Genomic DNA, 19,444 nt, shown 5'->3' with positions numbered 1-19,444 from the left:
GATTGACCTCAACTAAATCGTTGATGTGAATCAAAAAATTGAAGCAATGACGAAAAGCCGTATCGCATCAGGCCGGATGGCGCAGCGCTTGCAGGATCGGTTGCAGCACCGCTGCGCCCAGGCGTGCGCTGCGCGCGCCGTCCCAGCCGCAAATCGGATCGGGATCGTTGGCGTTGTCCTTGAACGGCAGCTCCAGCGTCAGCGACAGGCAGCCGAAGGCGTGCGTGATATGCGGCGAGCCCATGGTGATGGTTTCGTCGGTGTAAGGCGAGTCGCCGTAACCGTGCACGTCCTGGAAGTCGGGGCTGGCGATCTTGAAGTCGTCGGCGAAGCGTTTTTCCTGCGCGGCCTGCTCTGGCGTGAAGGTTGGCAGCGAGTTGCTTCCGGCCACGAACACGTAGGGCAAGCCTTCATCGCCATGCACGTCGAGGAACAGGTCGCAGCCGGTTTCCTTCATCTTGTTCTTGACCACGAACACTTCCGGGCTGCGTTCCATGGTCGGCGTATTCCACTCGCGGTTGAGGTTGGCGCCGGCCGCGTTGGTGCGCAGGTTGCCGCGCACCGAGCCGTCCGGGTTCATGTTCGGCACCACGTAGAACACGGCTTCCTTGAGCAGATGGCGGCCAAAGGCGTCGGCCGGGTCGAGCAGGGCGTCCAGCATGCCCTCGACGAACCATTCGGCCATGGTTTCGCCCGGATGCTGGCGCGCGATGACCCATACCTTTTTCTTCGCTGCCGGGTCGCCGATCACCAGGACGTTCATGTCGCGCCCTTCGACGCTGCTGCCCAGGTCGAGCATGCGCACCTGTTCGGAGAGCTGGGCGCGGTCGAGCAATTCCAGGTGGCGTTCCCACGAGTAGGGCTCGAAGTAGGCGTAGTAGACGCTGTCCATCTCGGGCGCGTGGGTAATCGTCATCACCTCGCCATCGAAGCTGGTGGGCACGCGGAACCACTGCACGCGGTCGTAGCTGGCCATGGCCTGGTAGCCTTCCCAGCCGGCCGGATAGGCGCTCTTGCCGGCGTTGAGGAAGCGGATCGTGCACGCCTGCCCCTGGGCACCTTGCAGGCGGAAGTAGAACCACTGGGTGATGTCCGCGTGCGAGTCGCGGCGGATGTTCAGGTCGATCGAAGAGGCGCTGGTGGCGCTCACGATATCGATGGCGCCGGCGTCGAACCGGCTGCTGATTTTGATAGACATGGTGTGTCCCTGGCTGGTGAATGAGAAGCGCGACAGCTTTGCGCGCGAGGCGTCATGATACGCCTTCGGATTCAACACGGTTAACAGGGCGAAAATCGCCCTGTTTGGGTTCTATGCTGATGTTTTGAACACACCGAAGGAGAACAGCGATGAAAAAGACCTATCACGGCAGCTGCCATTGCGGCGCGGTACGCTACCAAGCCGATATCGACCTGAGCCAGGGTACCGGCAAATGCAACTGCACCATCTGCAGCAAGACGCGGGCGTGGAACGTGGCGATCAAGCCTGAGGCGTTCCGCTTGCTGGCGGGAGAGGAGCAGCTGAGCGATTACCAGTTCGCGACCAGGAGCGTGCATCATCCGTTCTGCCGGCAATGCGGCGTGCGCTCGTTCGTACGCGGGTATGTGGAAGAGATCGGCGGGGCGTTCGTGTCGGTCAATGTGGCCGCGCTCGACGACGTGACGCCGGAAGAGCTGATCGCGGCGCCGCTGAAGTATGCGGATGGCTTGCACAACAACTGGTGGAATGTGCCGGCAGAGACGCGGCTTTTGTAGTATCCCGGCAGATCGCGCAGACCACCGTCATCCGCGCACCTTGCACCGCCGTTCCTGCCAATGGCGGGAATGACGGTGCAAGGCCCAACTCAGCAATCGTAATTGATGCTATCGCGCGGATACGCCATCGGATTGCGGATCGCCTCCAGGGTCAAATCCACATCGAGCTCCGGCCAATACACCCGTCCGGTGCTCACGCACTTGACCCGGCAAATCTGCGCAATGGTCGCGTGCTCGAAAACCGGAAACTCCACGAACGGCAAGTACAACTCTTCCTCGCCACACTGCAGCCAGAAGCCGTGCGGGCTCAGGCTCGTCACGTCGGCGCAGGAAAAATAGATGCCATCCATAATCAGTCCCCGGTAAGCGACGCACCCAGGCAGGGTCGCCGCATCGAAGGTATCAAATGCGCCGGCCGATTCGTTTGACCTGGCGCAAATGAGCCCTAAGCTACTTTCTTCCTATCGAAATCATATAGTTCTGCATCACTTGCTCGGACACCGAGGCCCACATGTTCTGGTCCTGGCGGAATCGCTTCCAAGGATCGTACACCTTTTTGAATTTGGCGTTCTTCGACGCTTCCTCTTCCATGACCTGGGTCGAGATCTTGTAGGCCTCGTCCATGATCGCCTTGGAGAAGGTGTGCAGCTTGGCCCCGTTCTTGATCAGGCGCGCCAGCGCCGCCGGATTCTTGGTGTCGTACTCGGCCTGCATCGTCACGTGGCACTCGTAACTGGCCGCTTCCACCGCCGCCTTGTACTGCGCCGGCAGCTTTTCCCATTCCTTGATGTTGATGTAGAACGACAGCTGCGGCCCGGCTTCCCACCAGCCCGGCGCGTAGTAGTGCGGCGCCACCTTGGCCAGGCCGAGCTTTTCATCGTCGTACGGACCGACCCACTCGGCTGCGTCGATCGTGCCTTTTTCCAGCGCCGCATACACGTCGCCGGCCGGAATCTGCTGCGGCACCGCGCCCATGCGCTCCATCACGCGGCCGGCGAAACCGGCGATGCGGATCTTCATGCCCTTGACGTCTTCCAGGCTCTTGATCTCCTTGCGGTACCAGCCACCCATCTGCGTGCCGGTATTCCCGGCCATGAAATTGACGATGCCGTAGCCCTTGAAGAAGTCGCGCATCAGTTCACGCCCGCCGCCCTGGTCGAACCAGGCGGTCTGCTGGCGCGAGGTAAGGCCGAACGGCACCGCGCAGTCGAACGCGAAGGTGGCGTCCTTGCCGAAGTAGTAGTACGACGGCGTGTGACCCATTTCGACCGTGCCCGCCTGCACCGCGTCCATCACCTGCAAGCCCGGCACGATGTCGCCGGCGGCGAACTGGCGGATCTGGAAGCGCCCGCCGGTCAGTTCCGCTACGCGCTTGGTGAAGGCTTCGGCCGAGCCGAAGATGGTATCGAGCGACTTGGGAAAGCTCGACGCCATGCGCCATTTGACTTCAGGATTGATTTGCGCCAGCGCCGGCGCGGCAATGACGGCGGCGGTGGCGCCCACGGCGCTTTTGGTGAGGAAGGAACGACGTTGCATGACAGTCTCCGAGTTTTTTGTAATGTGGCTGAGGGACGTGCGCCCAATTGTAGCCTCTTGTACGCGCAAAAGTTGCGTGTAATTGTAGCGTCGCTATCGCGGCCCCGGCGACCCATTTTGCGCGTCGCCTAGCGCGTCGCCTAGCGCCTCGCCTAGCGCGCCGCCGTCGGCCAGCCCGCCGAAGCGCTGGAAGAAGCCGGCGTCGGCCTGCGGCGCGCCATCGTCCTCGCGCCGCAGGGTGGCCATGATGTGCGCTTCCGCGCCCGCGTAGGTACGCGCATACACGGCGCGCGCCAGTTCGTAGGCACTGCTGCCTGGCCACGGATTGGGCAGCAGTTCGATCGGCAGCATCGGGTCGTGCAGCTGTACGCGCCGGTAGGCATGGACCAGCAGCGTGCGGATCACAAACGCCTGCTCGGGCGCGAGCGCCTCATCGTTTTCCAACAGGTCCAGCAAGGGCGCGAAGCGTTCGATGAAATGGCGGTAGCCCTGGACCACGCCGGACAAGTCCCAGCCATCCTGCACCAGGTCCTGCAGCGGCCTGCCTGATACGCCCGGCAGCGCGCTGGCCCGGCACACAAACAGCTTGTCCTTCACGCCCACACGCGCGAGCAGTTCTTCGAGAACGCCGGCATGGCTGGCCGGGTGGCCGAACATGCCGGGTGCGATCATGGCGTAGCCCTCCCACAGCATTTCCTTGCGCAGCAGTGCGCGCTCGGGCGCGTCGATGCTGCCGGCGCCCGAGAGCACCAGGGTCCAGTTGCCGTCCCAATGCGCGGTCAGTGGCGCGTAAATACGCCGGTTGGCACGCTCGAAGCGGGGCAGGGCTTGCGGCAGGATGGCGTAGGAACTGCGGCGCCCGTCGCGGTTGGCCACCAGCCAGCCTTCCTGCGCCAGCCGGAATACGCTGGTGCGCAGCAGGCGGTCGTTGACGCCAAACGGCGCCAGCAATTCAATCAGGCTGCCGAGCCAGATGGTGCCGCCGTGCGGGGCGATGGCGTCGCCGAAGATGGTCATCACAAGGGACTTGGAACGGGGCGGATCGCTGGCGAGAAAGTCGGCGATCCATGCTGTGCTGGTAAGTTGTTTCATGGGTGCATGGTCTGGCGCGCTGGGGTGATTGTCAAGCAAAGCAGCCGTTTACTTTAGCGCGTGTTGGGCGCAGCATGGTTTTTTTGTTATCGATTCAATTCCGATGAGATACGGATATACAATGCGACTCAATTTAACTGTGTACATCTTATTTTACGTATCGTATTATCGGTCGATCGCCTTTGCAATGGGAGCAGCACCATGTATGCACAACTCGTAGAAACCGGCCTCAAGAAAGTCCAGAGCGCCGAAGACATGGATGAGCAGGAGCGCGAGTTCCAGGCGCGCATCGATGCCGGCGTCAAGATCGAAGCCAAGGACTGGATGCCCGAGGCTTACCGCAAGACCCTGATCCGCCAGATTTCCCAGCACGCGCACTCCGAAATCGTCGGCCAGCTGCCCGAGGGCAACTGGGTCACGCGTGCCCCCACGCTCAAGCGCAAGTCGATCCTGCTGGCCAAGATCCAGGACGAGGCGGGGCACGGGCTTTACTTATATAGTGCGGCCGAAACCTTGGGCGTCTCGCGCGACGAACTGCTGGCCGCCCTCCATTCGGGCAAGGCCAAGTATTCGAGCATCTTCAATTACCCGACCCTGTCGTGGGCCGACATGGGCGCGATCGGCTGGCTGGTCGATGGCTCGGCCATCATCAACCAGATCCCGCTGTGCCGCTGCTCGTACGGTCCGTACGCGCGCGCAATGATCCGCGTCTGCAAGGAAGAATCGTTCCACGCGCGCCAGGGCTACGACATCATGATGAGCCTCGCGCAGGGCACGCCCGAACAAAAGGCGATGGCGCAGGATGCGCTGAACCGCTGGTGGTGGCCTTCCCTGATGATGTTCGGCCCGTCGGATGCCGAATCGGTCAACAGCGCGCAGTCGGCGCAGTGGCGCATCAAGCTGTTCTCCAACGACGAACTGCGCCAGCGCATGGTCGACCAGACCGTGCCCCAGGCCGAGTACCTTGGCCTGACCGTGCCCGATCCCGACCTCAAATTCAATGCCGAGACGGGCCACTACGAATTCGGCGAGATCGACTGGAGCGAGTTCCAGAATGTCCTGAAGGGGAATGGCCCGTGCAACCGCGAGCGCCTGCGCACGCGCGTGAAGGCGTACGACGACGGCGCCTGGTTCCGCGATGCGCTGGTCGCCTATGCCGACAAGAAATCGGCGCGCGCCGCAGCCTGATCCACAGCATCCACAGAACCGCACCGGAGAATAAACATGAGTAAAGAATGGCCCCTGTGGGAAGTCTTCATCCGCAGCCAGCACGGCCTGGCGCACAAGCACGTGGGCAGCCTGCACGCGTCCGACGCCGAAATGGCGGTCAATAACGCGCGCGACGTCTACACGCGCCGCAACGAAGGCGTGTCGATCTGGGTCGTGCGCGCCGCCGACATCGTCGCCAGCAGCCCGGGCGACAAGTCGGCCCTGTTCGAGCCGTCCAACAGCAAAGTCTATCGCCACCCGACCTTCTTCCCGATGCCGGAAGAAGTCAAGAACCTGTGAGCGTGCCTGTGGACCAGAAAATCGAATACCTGCTGCGCCAGGGCGACAACGCCCTGATCCTGTCGCAGCAGCTGTCCAAATTGTGCGGCAAGGGGCCGGCGCTCGAAGAAGACATGGCGCTGACCAACGTCGCCCTCGACCTGCTCGGCCAGACCCGCATGTGGCTGACCTACGCCGGCGAACTCGAAGGGCGCGGCCGCACCGAAGACCAGCTGGCCTTCCTGCGCGACGCCCATGAAATGCGCTGCTGCCTGATGGTCGAACAGCCCAACGGCAATTACGCCGACACCATGGTGCGCCAGTTCTTCTTCGATACCTGGCACTACTTCCTGATGCAGGGGCTGGCCAAATCGGTTGACGCGCGCATCGCGGAAATTGCCGAAAAATCGATCAAGGAAATCACTTACCACCTGCGCCGCAGCGGTGACCTGATCGTGCGCCTGGGCGACGGCACGCCAGAAAGCCACGCCAAGACCCAGGCCGCCGTCAACGAACTGTGGATGTACAGCGGCGAGATGTTCCTCTACGACGCCATCGACATCGCCATGGTGGAGCAGGGCGTCGCGCCCGCCGCCGAGGGCTTGCGCGCGGCCTTCATCGAGCATGTGTCCGAGATCTTCGCCGAAGCGACGTTGACGATGCCCGATCCGGCGGCGTGGATGCAGCGCGGCGGCAAAACCGGCCGCCACAGCGAGCACCTGGGCTACATCCTGGCCGAAATGCAGTTCCTGCAACGGTCGTACCCCGGGGCCGAGTGGTAATGAGCACGCAGCCGGCCAGCACGGAACAGGTCTGGACCTGGCTGGGCGAGGTCAGCGACCCCGAGATCCCGGTGATCTCGGTGGTCGACCTGGGCATCGTGCGCGCGGTGGCGTGGGATGAGGCCACCTGCGTGGTGACCATCACGCCGACCTACTCGGGCTGCCCGGCCATGACCGTAATCGCCGACTCGGTGCGCGACGCGCTGCACAGCCACGGCGTGCCCGAGGTGCGGCTGGTGAACCAGCTCTCGCCGGCGTGGACCACCGACTGGATGAGCGACGCCGGCAAGGCCGCGCTCAAAGGCTACGGCATTGCCCCACCGGCGCAGCAGGCGATCGACATCAGCGGCCTGCATTCGGGCGTCAAGCGCGTGGCGGCGCCGAAGCTGGTCGTCATCTGTCCCAATTGCGGTTCGGACCATACGGAACTGACCAGCCAATTCGGCTCGACGCCGTGCAAGGCGCTCTACAAGTGCCTGGACTGCCGCGAACCCTTCGATTATTTCAAGTGCCACTAAGGCCAGCTATGAGCAAATTCTATCCACTGACCGTCGCCAAGGTGCGCAACGAAACGCGCGACACCATCGCCGTCACCTTCGCCGTGCCGGACGACCTGGCCGCCAGCTTCACCTACCAGCAGGGCCAGCACCTGACCCTGCGCGCGCAGATCGGCGACGAAGACGTGCGCCGCTCCTACTCCATCTGTTCGGCGGTGCAGGACGGCACGCTGCGCGTGGCCATCAAGCGCACCCCGGGCGGGCTGTTTTCGAGCTGGGCCAACGAGCATCTCCAGCCCGGCGCGGTGCTTGACGTGATGCCGCCGATGGGGCACTTCAACGTGCCGCTGGCGGCCGATAACGCGCGCCACTATGTCGCCTTTGCGGCCGGCAGCGGCATCACGCCGATCCTGTCGATCATCAAGACCACCTTGCTTACCGAGCCGAAAAGCGGCTTCACGCTGTTCTACGGGAACCGCGCCTCGTCGTCGGTGATCTTCAAGGAAGAACTGACCGACCTCAAAGACAGCTACATGGAGCGCCTCAACCTGGCCTACGTGATGAGCCGCGAGCAGCAGGACATTGACCTGTTCAACGGCCGCATCACCAAGGAAAAGGTCGAACAGTTCATCAAGCACTGGATTCGCATCGACGATATCGACATCGCCTTCATCTGCGGCCCGGAAGACATGATGCACGGCGTCTCGGCGGCGTTGCAGGAAGCCGGCATGCCGAAGCAGAATATCAAGGTCGAGCTGTTCGCCGCCAGCATTCCCAAGCACCAGCACAAGCCGCGCCAGTTCGACGCGCTGGTGCGCCACGAGACCGAGGTCACCGTCATTTTGGACGGCAACCACACCAGCTTCACGATGGACAAGGACAAGGAATCGATCCTCGACGCCGGCCTGCGCGCCGGCATCGACATGCGCTACTCGTGCAAGGGCGGCGTGTGCTCGACCTGCCGCTGCAAGCTGGTCGACGGCAAGGTCGACATGGACGTGAACTACGCGCTGGAAGACTATGAGATCGCGCGCGGTTTCGTGTTGAGCTGCCAGAGCTTTCCCGTGACAGACAAAGTAGTCGTCGATTTCGACCAGCACGAATAATCCAACCCACAATCGAACACACAACCCCAGGACGCGCCATGAACTACGAAAACATCAAGTTCCAGATCGAGCACGGCATCGCTACCCTGACCCTGAACCGCCCCGACAAGCTCAATAGCTTCACGCAGGCGATGCACCTGGAAGTGCGCTCCGCGCTGGCCGCCGTGCAGGCCGACCCCACCGTGCGCGTGCTGCTGCTCACCGGCGCCGGACGCGGTTTCTGCGCCGGCCAGGATTTGTCGGACCGTGCGGTCGAACCGGGCGCCGAAGGCGTGGACCTGGGCCACTCGGTCGAAACCTATTACGCACCGCTGGTGATGACCCTGCGCTCCTTGCCGATGCCGGTCATTTGCGCCGTCAACGGCGTGGCCGCCGGCGCGGGCGCCAACCTGGCGCTGGCCTGCGACATCGTCATCGCCGCCAAATCGGCCAGCTTCGTCGAAGTGTTCTGCAAACTGGGCCTCATTCCCGACACCGGCGGCACCTGGCATCTTCCGCGCCTGGTCGGTCATGCGCGCGCCATGGGCATGGCCATGCTGGGTGAAAAGATCCCGGCCGAACTGGCCGAGCAATGGGGCCTGATCTGGAAGGCCGTTGCCGACACCGCCCTGATGGACGATGCGATGGCCATGGCCGAACACTTCGCCGTCGCCCCGACCAAGGGCCTGGCCTTCACCAAGCGCGCGCTCCAGGCCAGCTACGCCAACACCCTGCCCGAGCAGCTCAAGCTGGAAGGCGACATGATGCGCGAACTCGGATACAGCCACGATTACCGCGAGGGCGTGACCGCCTTCATCGAGAAGCGCACGCCGCACTTCATGGGGGAATGAACATGGCAGCACTGGAACAAGGCAGCATCGTCGCCGTCATCGGCAGTGGCGCCATGGGCGCGGGCATCGCGCAGGTGGCCGCCGCCGCCGGCTACGTGGTCAAGCTGTTCGACACGCGTACCGGCGCGGTCGACAAGGCGATTGCCGATATCGGCAAGGTCTACACCACGCTGGTCGAAAAAGGCCGCATGAGCGGCGAGGCAGCCATCGCCGCGCGCGCGCGCCTGCACAGCGTGGCGACCCTGAAGGAAGTCGGCGACGCCGCTCTCGTGGTCGAAGCCATCGTCGAAAACCTCGACGTCAAGCGCATGCTGTTCGCCGACCTGGAGAACGTGGTCGGCGACGACTGCATTTTGGCGACCAATACCTCCTCGATTTCAGTGACGGCGATTGCCGCGCCGCTGCGCCGCCCGCAACGCCTGGTCGGCATGCACTTCTTTAATCCGGTGCCGCTGATGGCGCTGGTCGAAGTCATCAGCGGCCTGGCCACCGATCCGGCCGTCGCCGAGACGGTGTACGCCACCGCCACCGCCTGGGGCAAGAACCCGGTGCACGCCAAGTCGACGCCCGGCTTCATCGTCAACCGCGTGGCGCGCCCGTTCTACGCCGAAGGCCTGCGCCTGTTGCAGGAACAGGCCGCCGATGCCGCCACCCTGGATGCGGTGATGCGCGACTGCGGCGGTTTCCGCATGGGTCCATTCGAGCTGATGGACTTGATCGGCCACGACGTCAATTTCTCGGTCACGCAGTCGGTGTTCAACGCCTATTTCGGCGACCCCCGCTTTACGCCGTCGGTGCTGCAGCAGGAGATGGTCAACGCCGGCTTCTTCGGCCGCAAATCGGGGCGCGGCTTTTACCAGTACGGCGAAGGCGCGGCCAAGGCGGCGGCCAGCCAGGAGGCGGCGCATGCGCGTCCCGAAGTGGTCAGCATCAGCATCGATGCCGACGTGCCCGACACCGTGACGCATCCGCTGGAACAGCGCCTGGCCGGCGCCGGCTTCACGGTCGGCCACCGCAAGCCGCTGCCGAATGCGGGCGAAAACGAAGCGCCGGCCTTCCACTGCAATGGCGCCGCCATCTTCCTGACCGACGGACGCAGCGCCACTGAGCGCGCCAGCGCCAACCGCCATCCGGACACGGTGCTGTTCGACCTTGCGCTCGATTACGGCAAGGCGACCCGCATCGCCCTGGCGCGCGCGGACCAGTGCAGCGACGCCGCTTACAACGCGGCGGTCGGCCTGTTCCAGGCGGCCGGCTTCGTGGTCACGCGCCTGGACGACGTGCCTGGCATGGCAGTCATGCGCACCGTCGCCATGCTGGCCAACGAAGCGGCCGATGCCGTCAACCAGGGCGTGTGCACCGCCCCGGCGGTCGACATCGCGATGCAAAAGGGCGTCAACTACCCGCGTGGGCCGCTGGCCTGGACGAATGCGGTCGGTATACCGCATATCGTCAGCGTACTGGCCAACCTGGCCGCCGCCTATGGCGAAGACCGCTACCGCGTCTCTGCGCTGCTGCGCCGCAAACTCGCCAATGGAAGCGGCTTCTGACCCATGCATAACGATCTTCAGGCGCTGGCCGAACTGGCCGGTAAAACCATGTTCGAGCGCGATCCCGCCAGCCAGGCGCTCGGCATGCTGCTCGCAGAAATCCGTCCCGGCTACGCGCGCATGACGATGCCGGTACGCGTCGATATGCTCAATGGCCACCAGACCTGCCACGGCGGCTACATCTTCATGCTGGCCGACAGCGCCTTTGCCTTCGCCTGCAATTCGCACAACCTGAACACCGTGGGCGCGGGCTGCACCATCGATTACCTGGCTCCGGGGCGCGAAGGCGACCTGTTGACGGCCGAAGCCACCGAACAGGCATTGGCCGGGAAAACCGGCGTCTACGACGTCACGGTCACCAACCAGGATGGCCGCAAGGTCGCCCTGTTGCGTGGCAAATCGCATCGGGTGGCCGGCAACGTGGCCGAACTGGCGCAATAAGGAGAACACCATGGTCCAGCGCACGCCCGCTCCCGGCGAGCTCGAAGCAATCGAACGCGCCAGCCGCGACGAACTGCAAGCGTTGCAGCTCGAACGCATGAAATGGTCGCTCAGGCACGCCTACGACAACGTGCCGCACTACCGCGCCGCGTTCGACGCCGCCGGCGTGCATCCGGACGACTTGCGCACCCTGGCGGACCTGGCCAAATTCCCCTTCACCGACAAGAAAACCCTGCGCGACAATTATCCCTTCGGCCTGTTCGCGGTCCCGCGCGAGAAGGTGGTGCGCATCCACGCCTCGTCCGGCACCACCGGCAAGGCGACCGTGGTGGGCTACACGCAAAAGGATATCGACACCTGGGCCAACGTGGTGGCGCGCTCGATCCGCGCCGCCGGCGGGCGTGCCGGCGACATGGTGCACGTCTCGTACGGCTACGGCCTGTTCACCGGCGGGCTGGGCGCGCATTACGGCGCCGAGCGGCTGGGCTGCACCGTGATCCCGATGTCGGTCGGGCAGACCGAAAAGCAGGTGCAGCTGATCTGCGACTTCAAGCCCGAGATCATCATGGTCACGCCGTCGTACATGTTGAACATCATCGAGGAATTCACGCGCCAGGGGCTCGATCCGGCGGCGTCGTCGCTGAAGGTCGGCATTTTCGGTGCCGAGCCGTGGACCGATGCCATGCGCGGTGAAATCGAACGGCGCGCCGGCATCGACGCGGTCGACATCTACGGCCTGTCCGAAGTGATGGGGCCGGGCGTGGCCAGCGAATGCATCGAGAGCAAGGACGGTCCGGTGATCTGGGAAGACCATTTCTACCCCGAGGTGATCGATCCGGACAGCGGCGAAGTGCTGCCCGACGGCTCCGAGGGTGAGTTGGTATTCACCTCGCTCACCAAGGAAGCGCTGCCGATCATCCGTTACCGCACGCGCGACCTGACGCGCCTGCTGCCGCCGACCTCGCGCGCGATGCGCCGCATGGGCAAGATTACCGGCCGCTCGGACGATATGCTGATCATCCGCGGGGTGAACGTATTCCCCAGCCAGATCGAAGAACTGATCCTCCAGATGCCGCTTCTGGCACCGCACTACCAGCTGCTGGTCTCGCGCGATGGCCATCTGGACAAGCTCGATGTGGTGGCCGAACTGCGCGACTTGCCAGCGAACCCCGCCGAGTCGCAGGACGCCGTGGCGGCCCTGGCGCGCGAGCTTGAACACCGCATCAAGACCTATGTGGGCGTGACCACGCGGGTGAACCTGCTGCCAGCCAACGGCATCGAGCGCACCCTGACCGGCAAGGCCCGGCGCGTGATCGACCAGCGCCCGAAATCATCGAATTGAACCAAGGAGCACCTGTGAGCAAACTGACCGACGCCTTTATCTGCGACGCCATCCGTACCCCGTTCGGCCGCTACGGCGGTTCCTTGTCCGGCGTGCGCGCCGACGACCTGGCGGCACTGCCGATCGCCGCCCTGATTGCGCGCAATCCGGGCGTGGACTGGACCGCCGTGGACGACCTGTACTTCGGCTGCGCCAACCAGGCCGGCGAAGACAACCGCAATGTCGCCCGCATGGCTGCGCTGCTGGCCGGGCTGCCGCCCGAGGTCCCGGCGAGCACCATCAACCGCCTGTGCGGCTCCAGCCTGGACGCCGTCGGCATTGCCGCGCGCGCCATCAAGGCCGGCGAAGCGAACCTGATCATCGCCGGCGGCGTCGAAAGCATGACGCGCGCGCCTTTCGTCATGGGCAAGGCCGACAGCGCGTTTTCGCGCGCCGCCAAGATCGAAGACACGACCATGGGCTGGCGCTTCATCAACCCGCTCATGAAAGCACAATACGGTATCGATTCAATGCCCGAAACGGCCGAAAACGTGGCGAAGGAATTCAACATCAGCCGTGCCGACCAGGATGCGTTTGCCCTGCGCAGCCAGCAGCGCTGGGCCGCCGCCCATGCCGCCGGCGTGTTCAAGGAAGAAATCGTCGCCGTCACCATCCCCCAGAAAAAGGGCGACGCGCGCGTGTTCGACACCGACGAACATCCGCGTCCCGACACCAGCATCGAGATGCTGGCCAAGCTCAAAGGCGTGGTCACGCCCGACGGCAGCGTCACCGCCGGTAACGCCTCCGGCATCAACGACGGCGCCTGCGCCATCCTGATTGCTTCCGGCAGCGCCGCCGAACGCTTCGGCCTGACGCCGCGCGCGCGCATCGTCGGCATGGCCATGGCCGGCCTGGCGCCGCGCATCATGGGCTTCGGGCCGTCGCCGGCGACCAAAAAGGTGCTGGCGATGACGGGCCTGTCCATCGGCCAGATGGATGTGATCGAACTCAATGAAGCTTTCGCCGCGCAGGGGCTGGCGGTCACGCGCGACCTGGGCCTGGCCGACGCCGCCGCCCATGTGAACCCGAACGGCGGCGCGATTGCCATCGGCCATCCGCTGGGAGCCTCGGGCGCGCGCCTGGTACTGGCGGCCGTCAACCAGCTGCACCGCACCGGCGGGCGCTATGCGCTGTGCACGATGTGCATCGGCGTCGGGCAGGGCATTGCCCTGGTCATCGAAAAAGTATAAGGTGCGCGCCATGGTCAAGGTCTATGCAATCAATGGCGTCACGCCGGTGGTTCATCCGAGCGCCTACGTGCATCCGAGCGCGGTGCTGATCGGCGACGTGATCGTCGGTCCGCGCTGCTACATCGGCCCGCTGGCATCGATGCGCGGCGACTTTGGCCGGCTGATCCTGGAAGAGGGCGCGAACTTGCAGGATACCTGCGTCATGCACGGCTTTCCCGGCGAAGACACGGTGGTCGAAGCCGATGGCCACATCGGCCACGGCGCGGTGCTGCACGGCTGCCGCATCAAGCGCAATGCCATGGTCGGCATGAATGCCGTCGTGATGGACCGCGCCGTGGTGGGCGAGGAATCGATCGTCGCCGCGATGAGTTTTGTGAAGGCCGGCATGCTGATCCCGCCGCGCAGCATGGTCATGGGTACGCCCGCGCGTATCATGCGCGAACTGACGGACCAGGAAATCAGCTGGAAAAGCTTCGGCACCAGGCAGTACCACGACCTAGCGATCCGCTCCATGGAGACGATGCGCGAAGTCGAGGCATTGACCGAACCGGAGCCGGACCGCGCGCGCATCGACCTGGGTCCCGGCATGCACGCCCCTAAAGAATAAAACAGAGAATTTGGAGAAGACACAATGCAAACCATATCTACCCTGCAAAGCCTGATCGGCGGCCGCTGGCTTGGCGCCGAAGCATCGGTGCCGCTGCACAGCGCACTCAATAACAGCCTGATTTACCACACCCACGCCGAAAAAATCGACTTCGACGAGGCAGTCACCTACGCGCGCAGCACCGGCGTGCCGGCCCTGATGTCGCTCGACTTCCAGAAGCGCGCCGCCTGCCTCAAGGCGCTGGCGCTGTACCTGATGGAGCGCAAGGAAGAGCTGTACGCGATCTCGCACCTGACCGGCGCCACCCGTCCAGACAGCTGGGTCGACATCGAAGGCGGCATCGGCACCCTGTTCGCCTACGCCAGCATGGGCAGCCGCGAACTCCCGTCGAGCAATGTGCTGCACGAAGGTCCGGCGCTCGCCCTCGGCAAGAACGGCGGCTTCGCCGGCACCCACATCCTGGTGCCGCGCGGCGGGCTGGCGGTGCACATCAACGCCTTTAACTTCCCGATCTGGGGCTTGCTCGAAAAATTCGCCCCGAGTTTTCTCGCGGCGATGCCTTGCATCGGCAAGCCGGCCACCGCCACCAGCTACCTGGCCGAAGCCGTGGTGCGCATGATGGACGATTCCGGCCTGCTGCCGAAAGGCGCGCTGCAACTGGTCATCGGCAGCACCGGCGACCTGCTCGACCGCCTGACCGGTGCCGATGTCGTCACCTTCACCGGTTCGGCCGACACCGCCGCCAAGCTGCGCGTCAACAAGAACCTGATCGCCCACTCGGTGCCGTTCACCGCTGAAGCGGACTCGCTCAACTGTGCCATCCTGGGACCGGACGTGACGCCAGACGATGTGGAGTTCGACCTGTTCGTCAAGGAAGTCGCGCGCGAAATGACCGGCAAGGCCGGCCAGAAATGCACTGCGATCCGCCGCATCATCGTGCCCAGGCAGCACGTGGAAGCGGTCGGCGAACGCCTGCGCGAGCGCCTGGCCAAGATCGTGGTGGGCGACCCGTCGGTGAAAGAGGTGCGCATGGGCGCGCTGGCGTCGATGGACCAGCACCGCGACGTCAGCGAGCGGGTCGAGATGCTCGCGCGCGGCAATGAGATTTTGTTCGGCGCCAAGGATGGGTTCAATCCGGTGGGCGAGGGTGCGGCCAATGGCGCCTTCTTCTCGCCGACGCTGCTGCTGTGCCGCGACGGCATGAACAACGATGCCGTGCACGATATCGAAGCCTTCGGCCCGGTCAGCACGATGATGACGTACTCAAGTCTGGACGAAGCCCTGGCGCTGGCCGCGCGCGGCAAGGGAAGCCTGGTCAGTACGCTGGTGACCAAGGACACGGCCATTGCGGCGCACGCGGTGCCGGTGGCGGCGGCCACGCACGGCCGCGTGCTGGTGCTGGAGCGTGAAGCGGCGGTCGATTCGACCGGTCACGGCTCGCCCTTGCCGCAGTTGAAGCATGGCGGGCCGGGACGCGCCGGCGGTGGCGAGGAACTGGGCGGCATCCGCGCGGTGCGCCACTTCCTGCAGCGTGCGGCGGTCCAGGGTTCGCCGACCATGCTGGCGGCGATCACGGGCGAGTATGTGCGCGGCGCGGCCGTGCGCGAGGAGGCCCTGCACCCGTTCCGCAAGTATTTCGAGGAACTGCAGATGGGCGACTCGCTGCTCACGCACCGGCGTACGGTGAGCGAGGCCGATATCGTCAACTTCGGCGGGATTTCGGGCGACTATTTCTACATGCACTTCGACGAGATCGCGGCCAGGGATTCGCAGTTCGGCAAGCGCATCGCGCACGGCTACTTCGTGCTGTCGGCGGCGGCGGGGCTGTTTGTGTCGCCGGCACCGGGGCCGGTGCTGGCCAACTACGGGCTGGATAATCTGCGGTTTATCACGCCGGTGGCGATTGGCGACACGATCCGCGCGCGCCTGACGTGCAAGCGCAAGGTCGATCGCAACCGTACCGACGACAAGGGCGTGGGACAGGGCGTGGTGGCGTGGGATGTGCAGGTCACTAATCAGAATGATGAACTGGTGGCCAGTTATGACATTCTGACGCTGGTGATGAAGAAAGGGTGATCGGGCAAAAAACCCTTAGCCTCAAGTCCGTCGTTCCCGCGGGGGCGCCTAGCCCTGCGCGGGAACGACGGAGCTACGTTGGCCGTATTAAACGAAGCCTAAGTTACGCGTACTGGCGTTGTAATTCCCCAGATTCGGCAGCAAGGCCAGCAATTCGCTGTTGGACACTCCCAGCCACGCACCCATCGTGGCCGCAAACTGGTCGACTGAGGTGGTCGGCAGCAAACGTCCCTGGCCGACATCGTCCGGTCCGCCATTGGCCACCACCGGCGCGGTGCCGTAAAAGCGCTTGCCCTTGACCGCGCCACCCATCACGAAGTGCATGCTGCCCCAGCCATGATCCGATCCGTCGGCATTGCCCGCCATCGTGCGGCCGAAGTCGGAGGCGGTGAACGTCGTCACTTTCTCCGCCACGCCCAATTCCACTGTCGCCGCGTAAAACGCTGCCATCGCGTCGCCCAGCTTGGTCATCAGCGCCGGGTGATTGGTCAGCATGCCATCGTGCGTGTCGAAGCCGCCCATGGAGACGAAAAACACTTGCCGTTTCGCACCCAGGGTCGGACCGGCGGCGATCATGCGCGCGACCAGTTTCAGCTGGTCGCCCAGGTTGTTGGCGGCCGGGAACGCCGTTTTCGGCGCCGGCGTCGAGCTCAGGGCCCCGGTCAGCACTTCATTGGCTTCGATCGAGCGCCTGCCGATGCGGTTGTATTCGTCTTCCAGCACGTGGCTGCGCTGCTGGGTCATCAGCGTGCGCAGCGCCGCCGAGGATGTTGTCGAACCGAACAGCGGATTCTTGAGTCCCGCCAGCGGCACCGAGCCACTGGTCGATACCTGGTATTGCACCGCCGTATTGCCCGACAAGAATACCGCATTGCTCGACACATTGATGCAGGTAAAGGTCGAATTCGTATTGCTCGCCTGGAACAGGTCGCCGATACGTCCGCCCCAGCCGGAGGTGGCGCCTTCCGGCGACGACGACTGGAACACCGATTGCTGGTCGTTGTGCGAAAACAGTTTGGGCGGCAAGCGGACGGACTTGTTGACGAACTGGAGCTTGGTGGTGGGCTGTACCAGATTGCCCACGTTCAGCATCACGGCCAGTTTTCCGTCGTTAAACAGCGGCACCAGTGGCGCCAGCGTGGGAGCGAGCGCGTACTGGTGCGCGAAGCCGGCCGAGTCCTGTGGCACCACGGTCGGGTTCAGCACGGTCGCGGCCAGCGCGGTGCGGCTGTGCGCGAAGCTGGGACGGAATGACTGGTATTTCGCGTAGCTGTCGGGATCGTAGGGCGTGACGGTATTGGCATAGTCGTTGCCGCCGTACAGAAACACGCAGACCAGCGCCTTGTAGTCGGTGGCCGTGGCGGCACTCGCCTCGGCCATGGCGGCGACGTTGATGGCCCACGGCGCGGCGACGCCGGCGACCGACAGGGCCGACGCGCGTTGTAAGAAGGCGCGGCGCGATGCATTGGTTCCATTTTTATTTTGCATGGCTGCTCCTATTTCTGGACGATGAATTCGGGGGATGCCAGCACCAGTACCAGGGCGGCGTAAATGCGGTTCAGGCGGGCGGGGTCGGTTCCTTTGGGCATGGAGTCGATCCCGCCCTTGATCAGGTTGACCGTCGCCGGCGCCAGCTGGCCCGCCACCAGCACCAGGTTCAGCTCGGCCACGAGCTTGTCCGCGACATCGGCCATCGGCAGCAGGGCGCTGTAGTCGGCCTTGACGTCGGCCACGCCTTTGCTGACCACCGTCTGCATATAGTTGATATAGCCGACCACGGTCGATTCATTGGTGATCTGAAACTCCGGAGCGACCATGCGCGCAGCGGCGATGGCGCTGTTGGGCGGCACGTAGCCCGGACGGAAGAAATTGAATACCGTCCCCGAGCGGCCGGGACTCTGGCCCAGGCGGGTGCCGGGGTCGGATGTGTTGCCGATCGCCCAGGCGTCGGTCGGCGAGTTGGCCTTGAACGCGCGCGCCCACGCCGTGAAGCGCAGCACCGGTTCGCGCAGCTTGCCGAAGTTGGGGTCGGTCAGGCGGCTGGCGCTGCGCGCTTCGGTATCCAGCAGGATGGCGGACACGACCTTGGCCAGGTTGCCCTTGACGCCGTTATTGTCGCTGTTGAACACGGCGCTGACCCTGGCCACGTAGGCGGGCGAGGGATTGCTGCACACCAGGCGCTGGATCAATTGCTTGCCGATGAATGGGGCCACGTTCGGATGGCCGAAGATGGTGTCGAGCGCGCGCGTCAGGCTGGTCAGGCCGTCGACGCCGGCGGCGATGCTGCTTCCCAGGAAGTTTTTGGCGCTCGTGTCATGCCGGCTGGCCGTCAGGCTCATCGGGCGGCGCTTGTATTCCGGCGTATTGTTGTCGGCGCCGGCCATGTCGTAGTTCCAGCCCGTGAATACGCGGGCCAGGCCGGTGATATCGTCCAGAGTATAGGTTTCCTGCTGCAAGCCACCGCTGAGCTTGGGCGTGCCGTCGTTGTTCAGCTGGACCAGGCCGATGGTGAACAACTGCATGACTTCGCGCGCATAGTTTTCATCGGGCAGGGCGCCGGTGGTGGGGTTGACCTTGACGTTGCCGCGATAGGTCAGATACTCGCCCATCGGTGCGCTCAGCGATACCTGCTGGAGCAAGGTGCGGTAGTTGCCGAAGGCGTGGGCTTCCAGCAAGTCCATGTGGGCGGCGCTGGAAAAATTACTCCAGCTTGCGTTGAAACCGCTCAGGGAAGCGACCAGGATTTCGGACAGCGCCAGGGTGACGCGCTGGCGCAGGGTATCAGGTGAGAATACCATCTTGCGCCAGAACGCCGCATCGTGGCCGGCTTCGGTGTTCTTGAATTCGACGGTGTTCAACTTCTTGGAGACCAGGTAATCCCAACGCGACTGCGAGCGCGGCATGGCCATCTGTTCGTTGATCCAGCCGGCGTAGCCGAGCTGCTGCACCCGCGCGATGTGCTCGCGCGTGGCACCCATCGACGCCTGCGCCAGGAAGCGCGATGCTTCAGCGACGCCGATTTTTTCCACCGGCGTGGGCGTCGGGGTTGGTGTCGGCGTTGGCGTCGGTGTTGGCGTTGGTGTCGGCGTTGGTGTCGGTGTCGGTGTCGGTGTCGG

General features: G+C 64.3%; 19 protein-coding genes. 13 read left to right on the top strand and 6 right to left on the bottom strand.

The window, feature by feature from the left end:
- Window positions 1–67: 67 nt before the first annotated feature.
- Window positions 68–1,198, bottom strand: coding sequence for a M14 family metallopeptidase (locus F2P44_RS14415; RefSeq protein ID WP_167087511.1), 1,131 nt, complete (start codon window positions 1,196–1,198; stop codon window positions 68–70).
- Between the two features lie 149 nt (window positions 1,199–1,347).
- On the opposite strand from F2P44_RS14415, the gene F2P44_RS14410 reads away from it, so the two are divergent.
- On the top strand, window positions 1,348–1,752 hold the full coding sequence (locus tag F2P44_RS14410) for a GFA family protein (RefSeq protein WP_167087509.1): 405 nt from the start codon (window positions 1,348–1,350) through the stop codon (window positions 1,750–1,752).
- 89 nt (window positions 1,753–1,841) lie between these two features.
- On the opposite strand, the gene F2P44_RS14405 is transcribed toward F2P44_RS14410, so the two are convergent.
- The 3 genes from F2P44_RS14405 to paaX all read right to left on the bottom strand — a co-directional run bounded on the left by F2P44_RS14405 (window position 1,842) and on the right by paaX (window position 4,380).
- Window positions 1,842–2,102, bottom strand: coding sequence for a DUF2442 domain-containing protein (locus tag F2P44_RS14405; protein WP_167087507.1), 261 nt, complete (start codon window positions 2,100–2,102; stop codon window positions 1,842–1,844).
- A gap of 100 nt (window positions 2,103–2,202) precedes the next feature.
- The gene (locus F2P44_RS14400; RefSeq protein ID WP_167087505.1) at window positions 2,203–3,288 is read right to left on the bottom strand and encodes a TRAP transporter substrate-binding protein; all 1,086 of its coding nucleotides are present in this window, start codon (window positions 3,286–3,288) and stop codon (window positions 2,203–2,205) included.
- A gap of 93 nt (window positions 3,289–3,381) precedes the next feature.
- A complete protein-coding gene (paaX, locus tag F2P44_RS14395; RefSeq protein ID WP_167087503.1) occupies window positions 3,382–4,380 on the bottom strand; it encodes a phenylacetic acid degradation operon negative regulatory protein PaaX in 999 nt (332 codons plus the stop codon).
- A gap of 201 nt (window positions 4,381–4,581) precedes the next feature.
- On the opposite strand from paaX, the gene paaA reads away from it, so the two are divergent.
- From paaA to paaZ, 12 genes are read left to right on the top strand one after another with little or no spacing between them, the layout of a single operon-like run.
- Window positions 4,582–5,568, top strand: a complete 987-nt coding sequence (gene paaA, locus F2P44_RS14390; protein WP_167087501.1) for a 1,2-phenylacetyl-CoA epoxidase subunit PaaA — start codon at window positions 4,582–4,584, stop codon at window positions 5,566–5,568.
- A gap of 36 nt (window positions 5,569–5,604) precedes the next feature.
- Complete coding sequence (gene paaB / locus F2P44_RS14385) at window positions 5,605–5,889, top strand: 1,2-phenylacetyl-CoA epoxidase subunit PaaB (protein ID WP_054268390.1); 285 nt, start codon at window positions 5,605–5,607, stop codon at window positions 5,887–5,889.
- Window positions 5,890–5,891: 2 nt separating this feature from the next.
- Window positions 5,892–6,650 carry a 1,2-phenylacetyl-CoA epoxidase subunit PaaC gene (paaC, locus tag F2P44_RS14380; RefSeq protein WP_370662697.1) on the top strand — a complete coding sequence of 253 codons (759 nt, stop codon included), beginning with the start codon at window positions 5,892–5,894 and terminating at the stop codon, window positions 6,648–6,650.
- Window positions 6,650–7,168, top strand: a complete 519-nt coding sequence (paaD, locus tag F2P44_RS14375) for a 1,2-phenylacetyl-CoA epoxidase subunit PaaD (protein WP_167087499.1) — start codon at window positions 6,650–6,652, stop codon at window positions 7,166–7,168. The genes paaC and paaD overlap by 1 nt, the downstream gene beginning before the upstream one ends.
- Before the next feature lie 8 nt (window positions 7,169–7,176).
- A complete protein-coding gene (paaE, locus tag F2P44_RS14370) occupies window positions 7,177–8,253 on the top strand; it encodes a 1,2-phenylacetyl-CoA epoxidase subunit PaaE (protein WP_167087497.1) in 1,077 nt (358 codons plus the stop codon).
- A 38-nt stretch (window positions 8,254–8,291) separates the two neighbouring features.
- On the top strand, window positions 8,292–9,083 hold the full coding sequence (paaG, locus tag F2P44_RS14365; RefSeq protein ID WP_167087495.1) for a 2-(1,2-epoxy-1,2-dihydrophenyl)acetyl-CoA isomerase PaaG: 792 nt from the start codon (window positions 8,292–8,294) through the stop codon (window positions 9,081–9,083).
- Window positions 9,084–9,085: 2 nt separating this feature from the next.
- Complete coding sequence (gene paaH / locus F2P44_RS14360; protein WP_167087493.1) at window positions 9,086–10,633, top strand: 3-hydroxyacyl-CoA dehydrogenase PaaH; 1,548 nt, start codon at window positions 9,086–9,088, stop codon at window positions 10,631–10,633.
- A gap of 3 nt (window positions 10,634–10,636) precedes the next feature.
- The gene (gene paaI / locus F2P44_RS14355; protein ID WP_167087491.1) at window positions 10,637–11,074 is read left to right on the top strand and encodes a hydroxyphenylacetyl-CoA thioesterase PaaI; all 438 of its coding nucleotides are present in this window, start codon (window positions 10,637–10,639) and stop codon (window positions 11,072–11,074) included.
- Between the two features lie 10 nt (window positions 11,075–11,084).
- Window positions 11,085–12,416, top strand: a complete 1,332-nt coding sequence (gene paaK / locus F2P44_RS14350) for a phenylacetate--CoA ligase PaaK (protein ID WP_167087489.1) — start codon at window positions 11,085–11,087, stop codon at window positions 12,414–12,416.
- A 23-nt stretch (window positions 12,417–12,439) separates the two neighbouring features.
- Complete coding sequence (gene pcaF / locus F2P44_RS14345) at window positions 12,440–13,645, top strand: 3-oxoadipyl-CoA thiolase (RefSeq protein WP_167087737.1); 1,206 nt, start codon at window positions 12,440–12,442, stop codon at window positions 13,643–13,645.
- Window positions 13,646–13,655: 10 nt separating this feature from the next.
- Window positions 13,656–14,252, top strand: a complete 597-nt coding sequence (gene paaY, locus F2P44_RS14340; protein WP_167087487.1) for a phenylacetic acid degradation protein PaaY — start codon at window positions 13,656–13,658, stop codon at window positions 14,250–14,252.
- A gap of 24 nt (window positions 14,253–14,276) precedes the next feature.
- A complete protein-coding gene (paaZ, locus tag F2P44_RS14335; RefSeq protein ID WP_167087485.1) occupies window positions 14,277–16,328 on the top strand; it encodes a phenylacetic acid degradation bifunctional protein PaaZ in 2,052 nt (683 codons plus the stop codon).
- An 87-nt stretch (window positions 16,329–16,415) separates the two neighbouring features.
- Here the strand turns inward: paaZ and F2P44_RS14330 are convergent, their stop codons facing one another.
- The gene (locus F2P44_RS14330; protein WP_229423554.1) at window positions 16,416–17,816 is read right to left on the bottom strand and encodes a DUF1501 domain-containing protein; all 1,401 of its coding nucleotides are present in this window, start codon (window positions 17,814–17,816) and stop codon (window positions 16,416–16,418) included.
- Between the two features lie 8 nt (window positions 17,817–17,824).
- A complete protein-coding gene (locus F2P44_RS14325; RefSeq protein ID WP_370662690.1) occupies window positions 17,825–19,357 on the bottom strand; it encodes a DUF1800 domain-containing protein in 1,533 nt (510 codons plus the stop codon).
- Between the last annotated feature and the right edge of the window lie 87 nt (window positions 19,358–19,444).

Source organism: Massilia frigida (assembly GCF_011682175.1).
In the GTDB taxonomy this organism is placed as follows: domain Bacteria; phylum Pseudomonadota; class Gammaproteobacteria; order Burkholderiales; family Burkholderiaceae_D; genus Telluria_A; species Telluria_A frigida.
The sequence above is the reverse complement of the archived record's forward strand: the minus strand, read 5'-3'. Positions and strand labels throughout refer to the sequence as shown.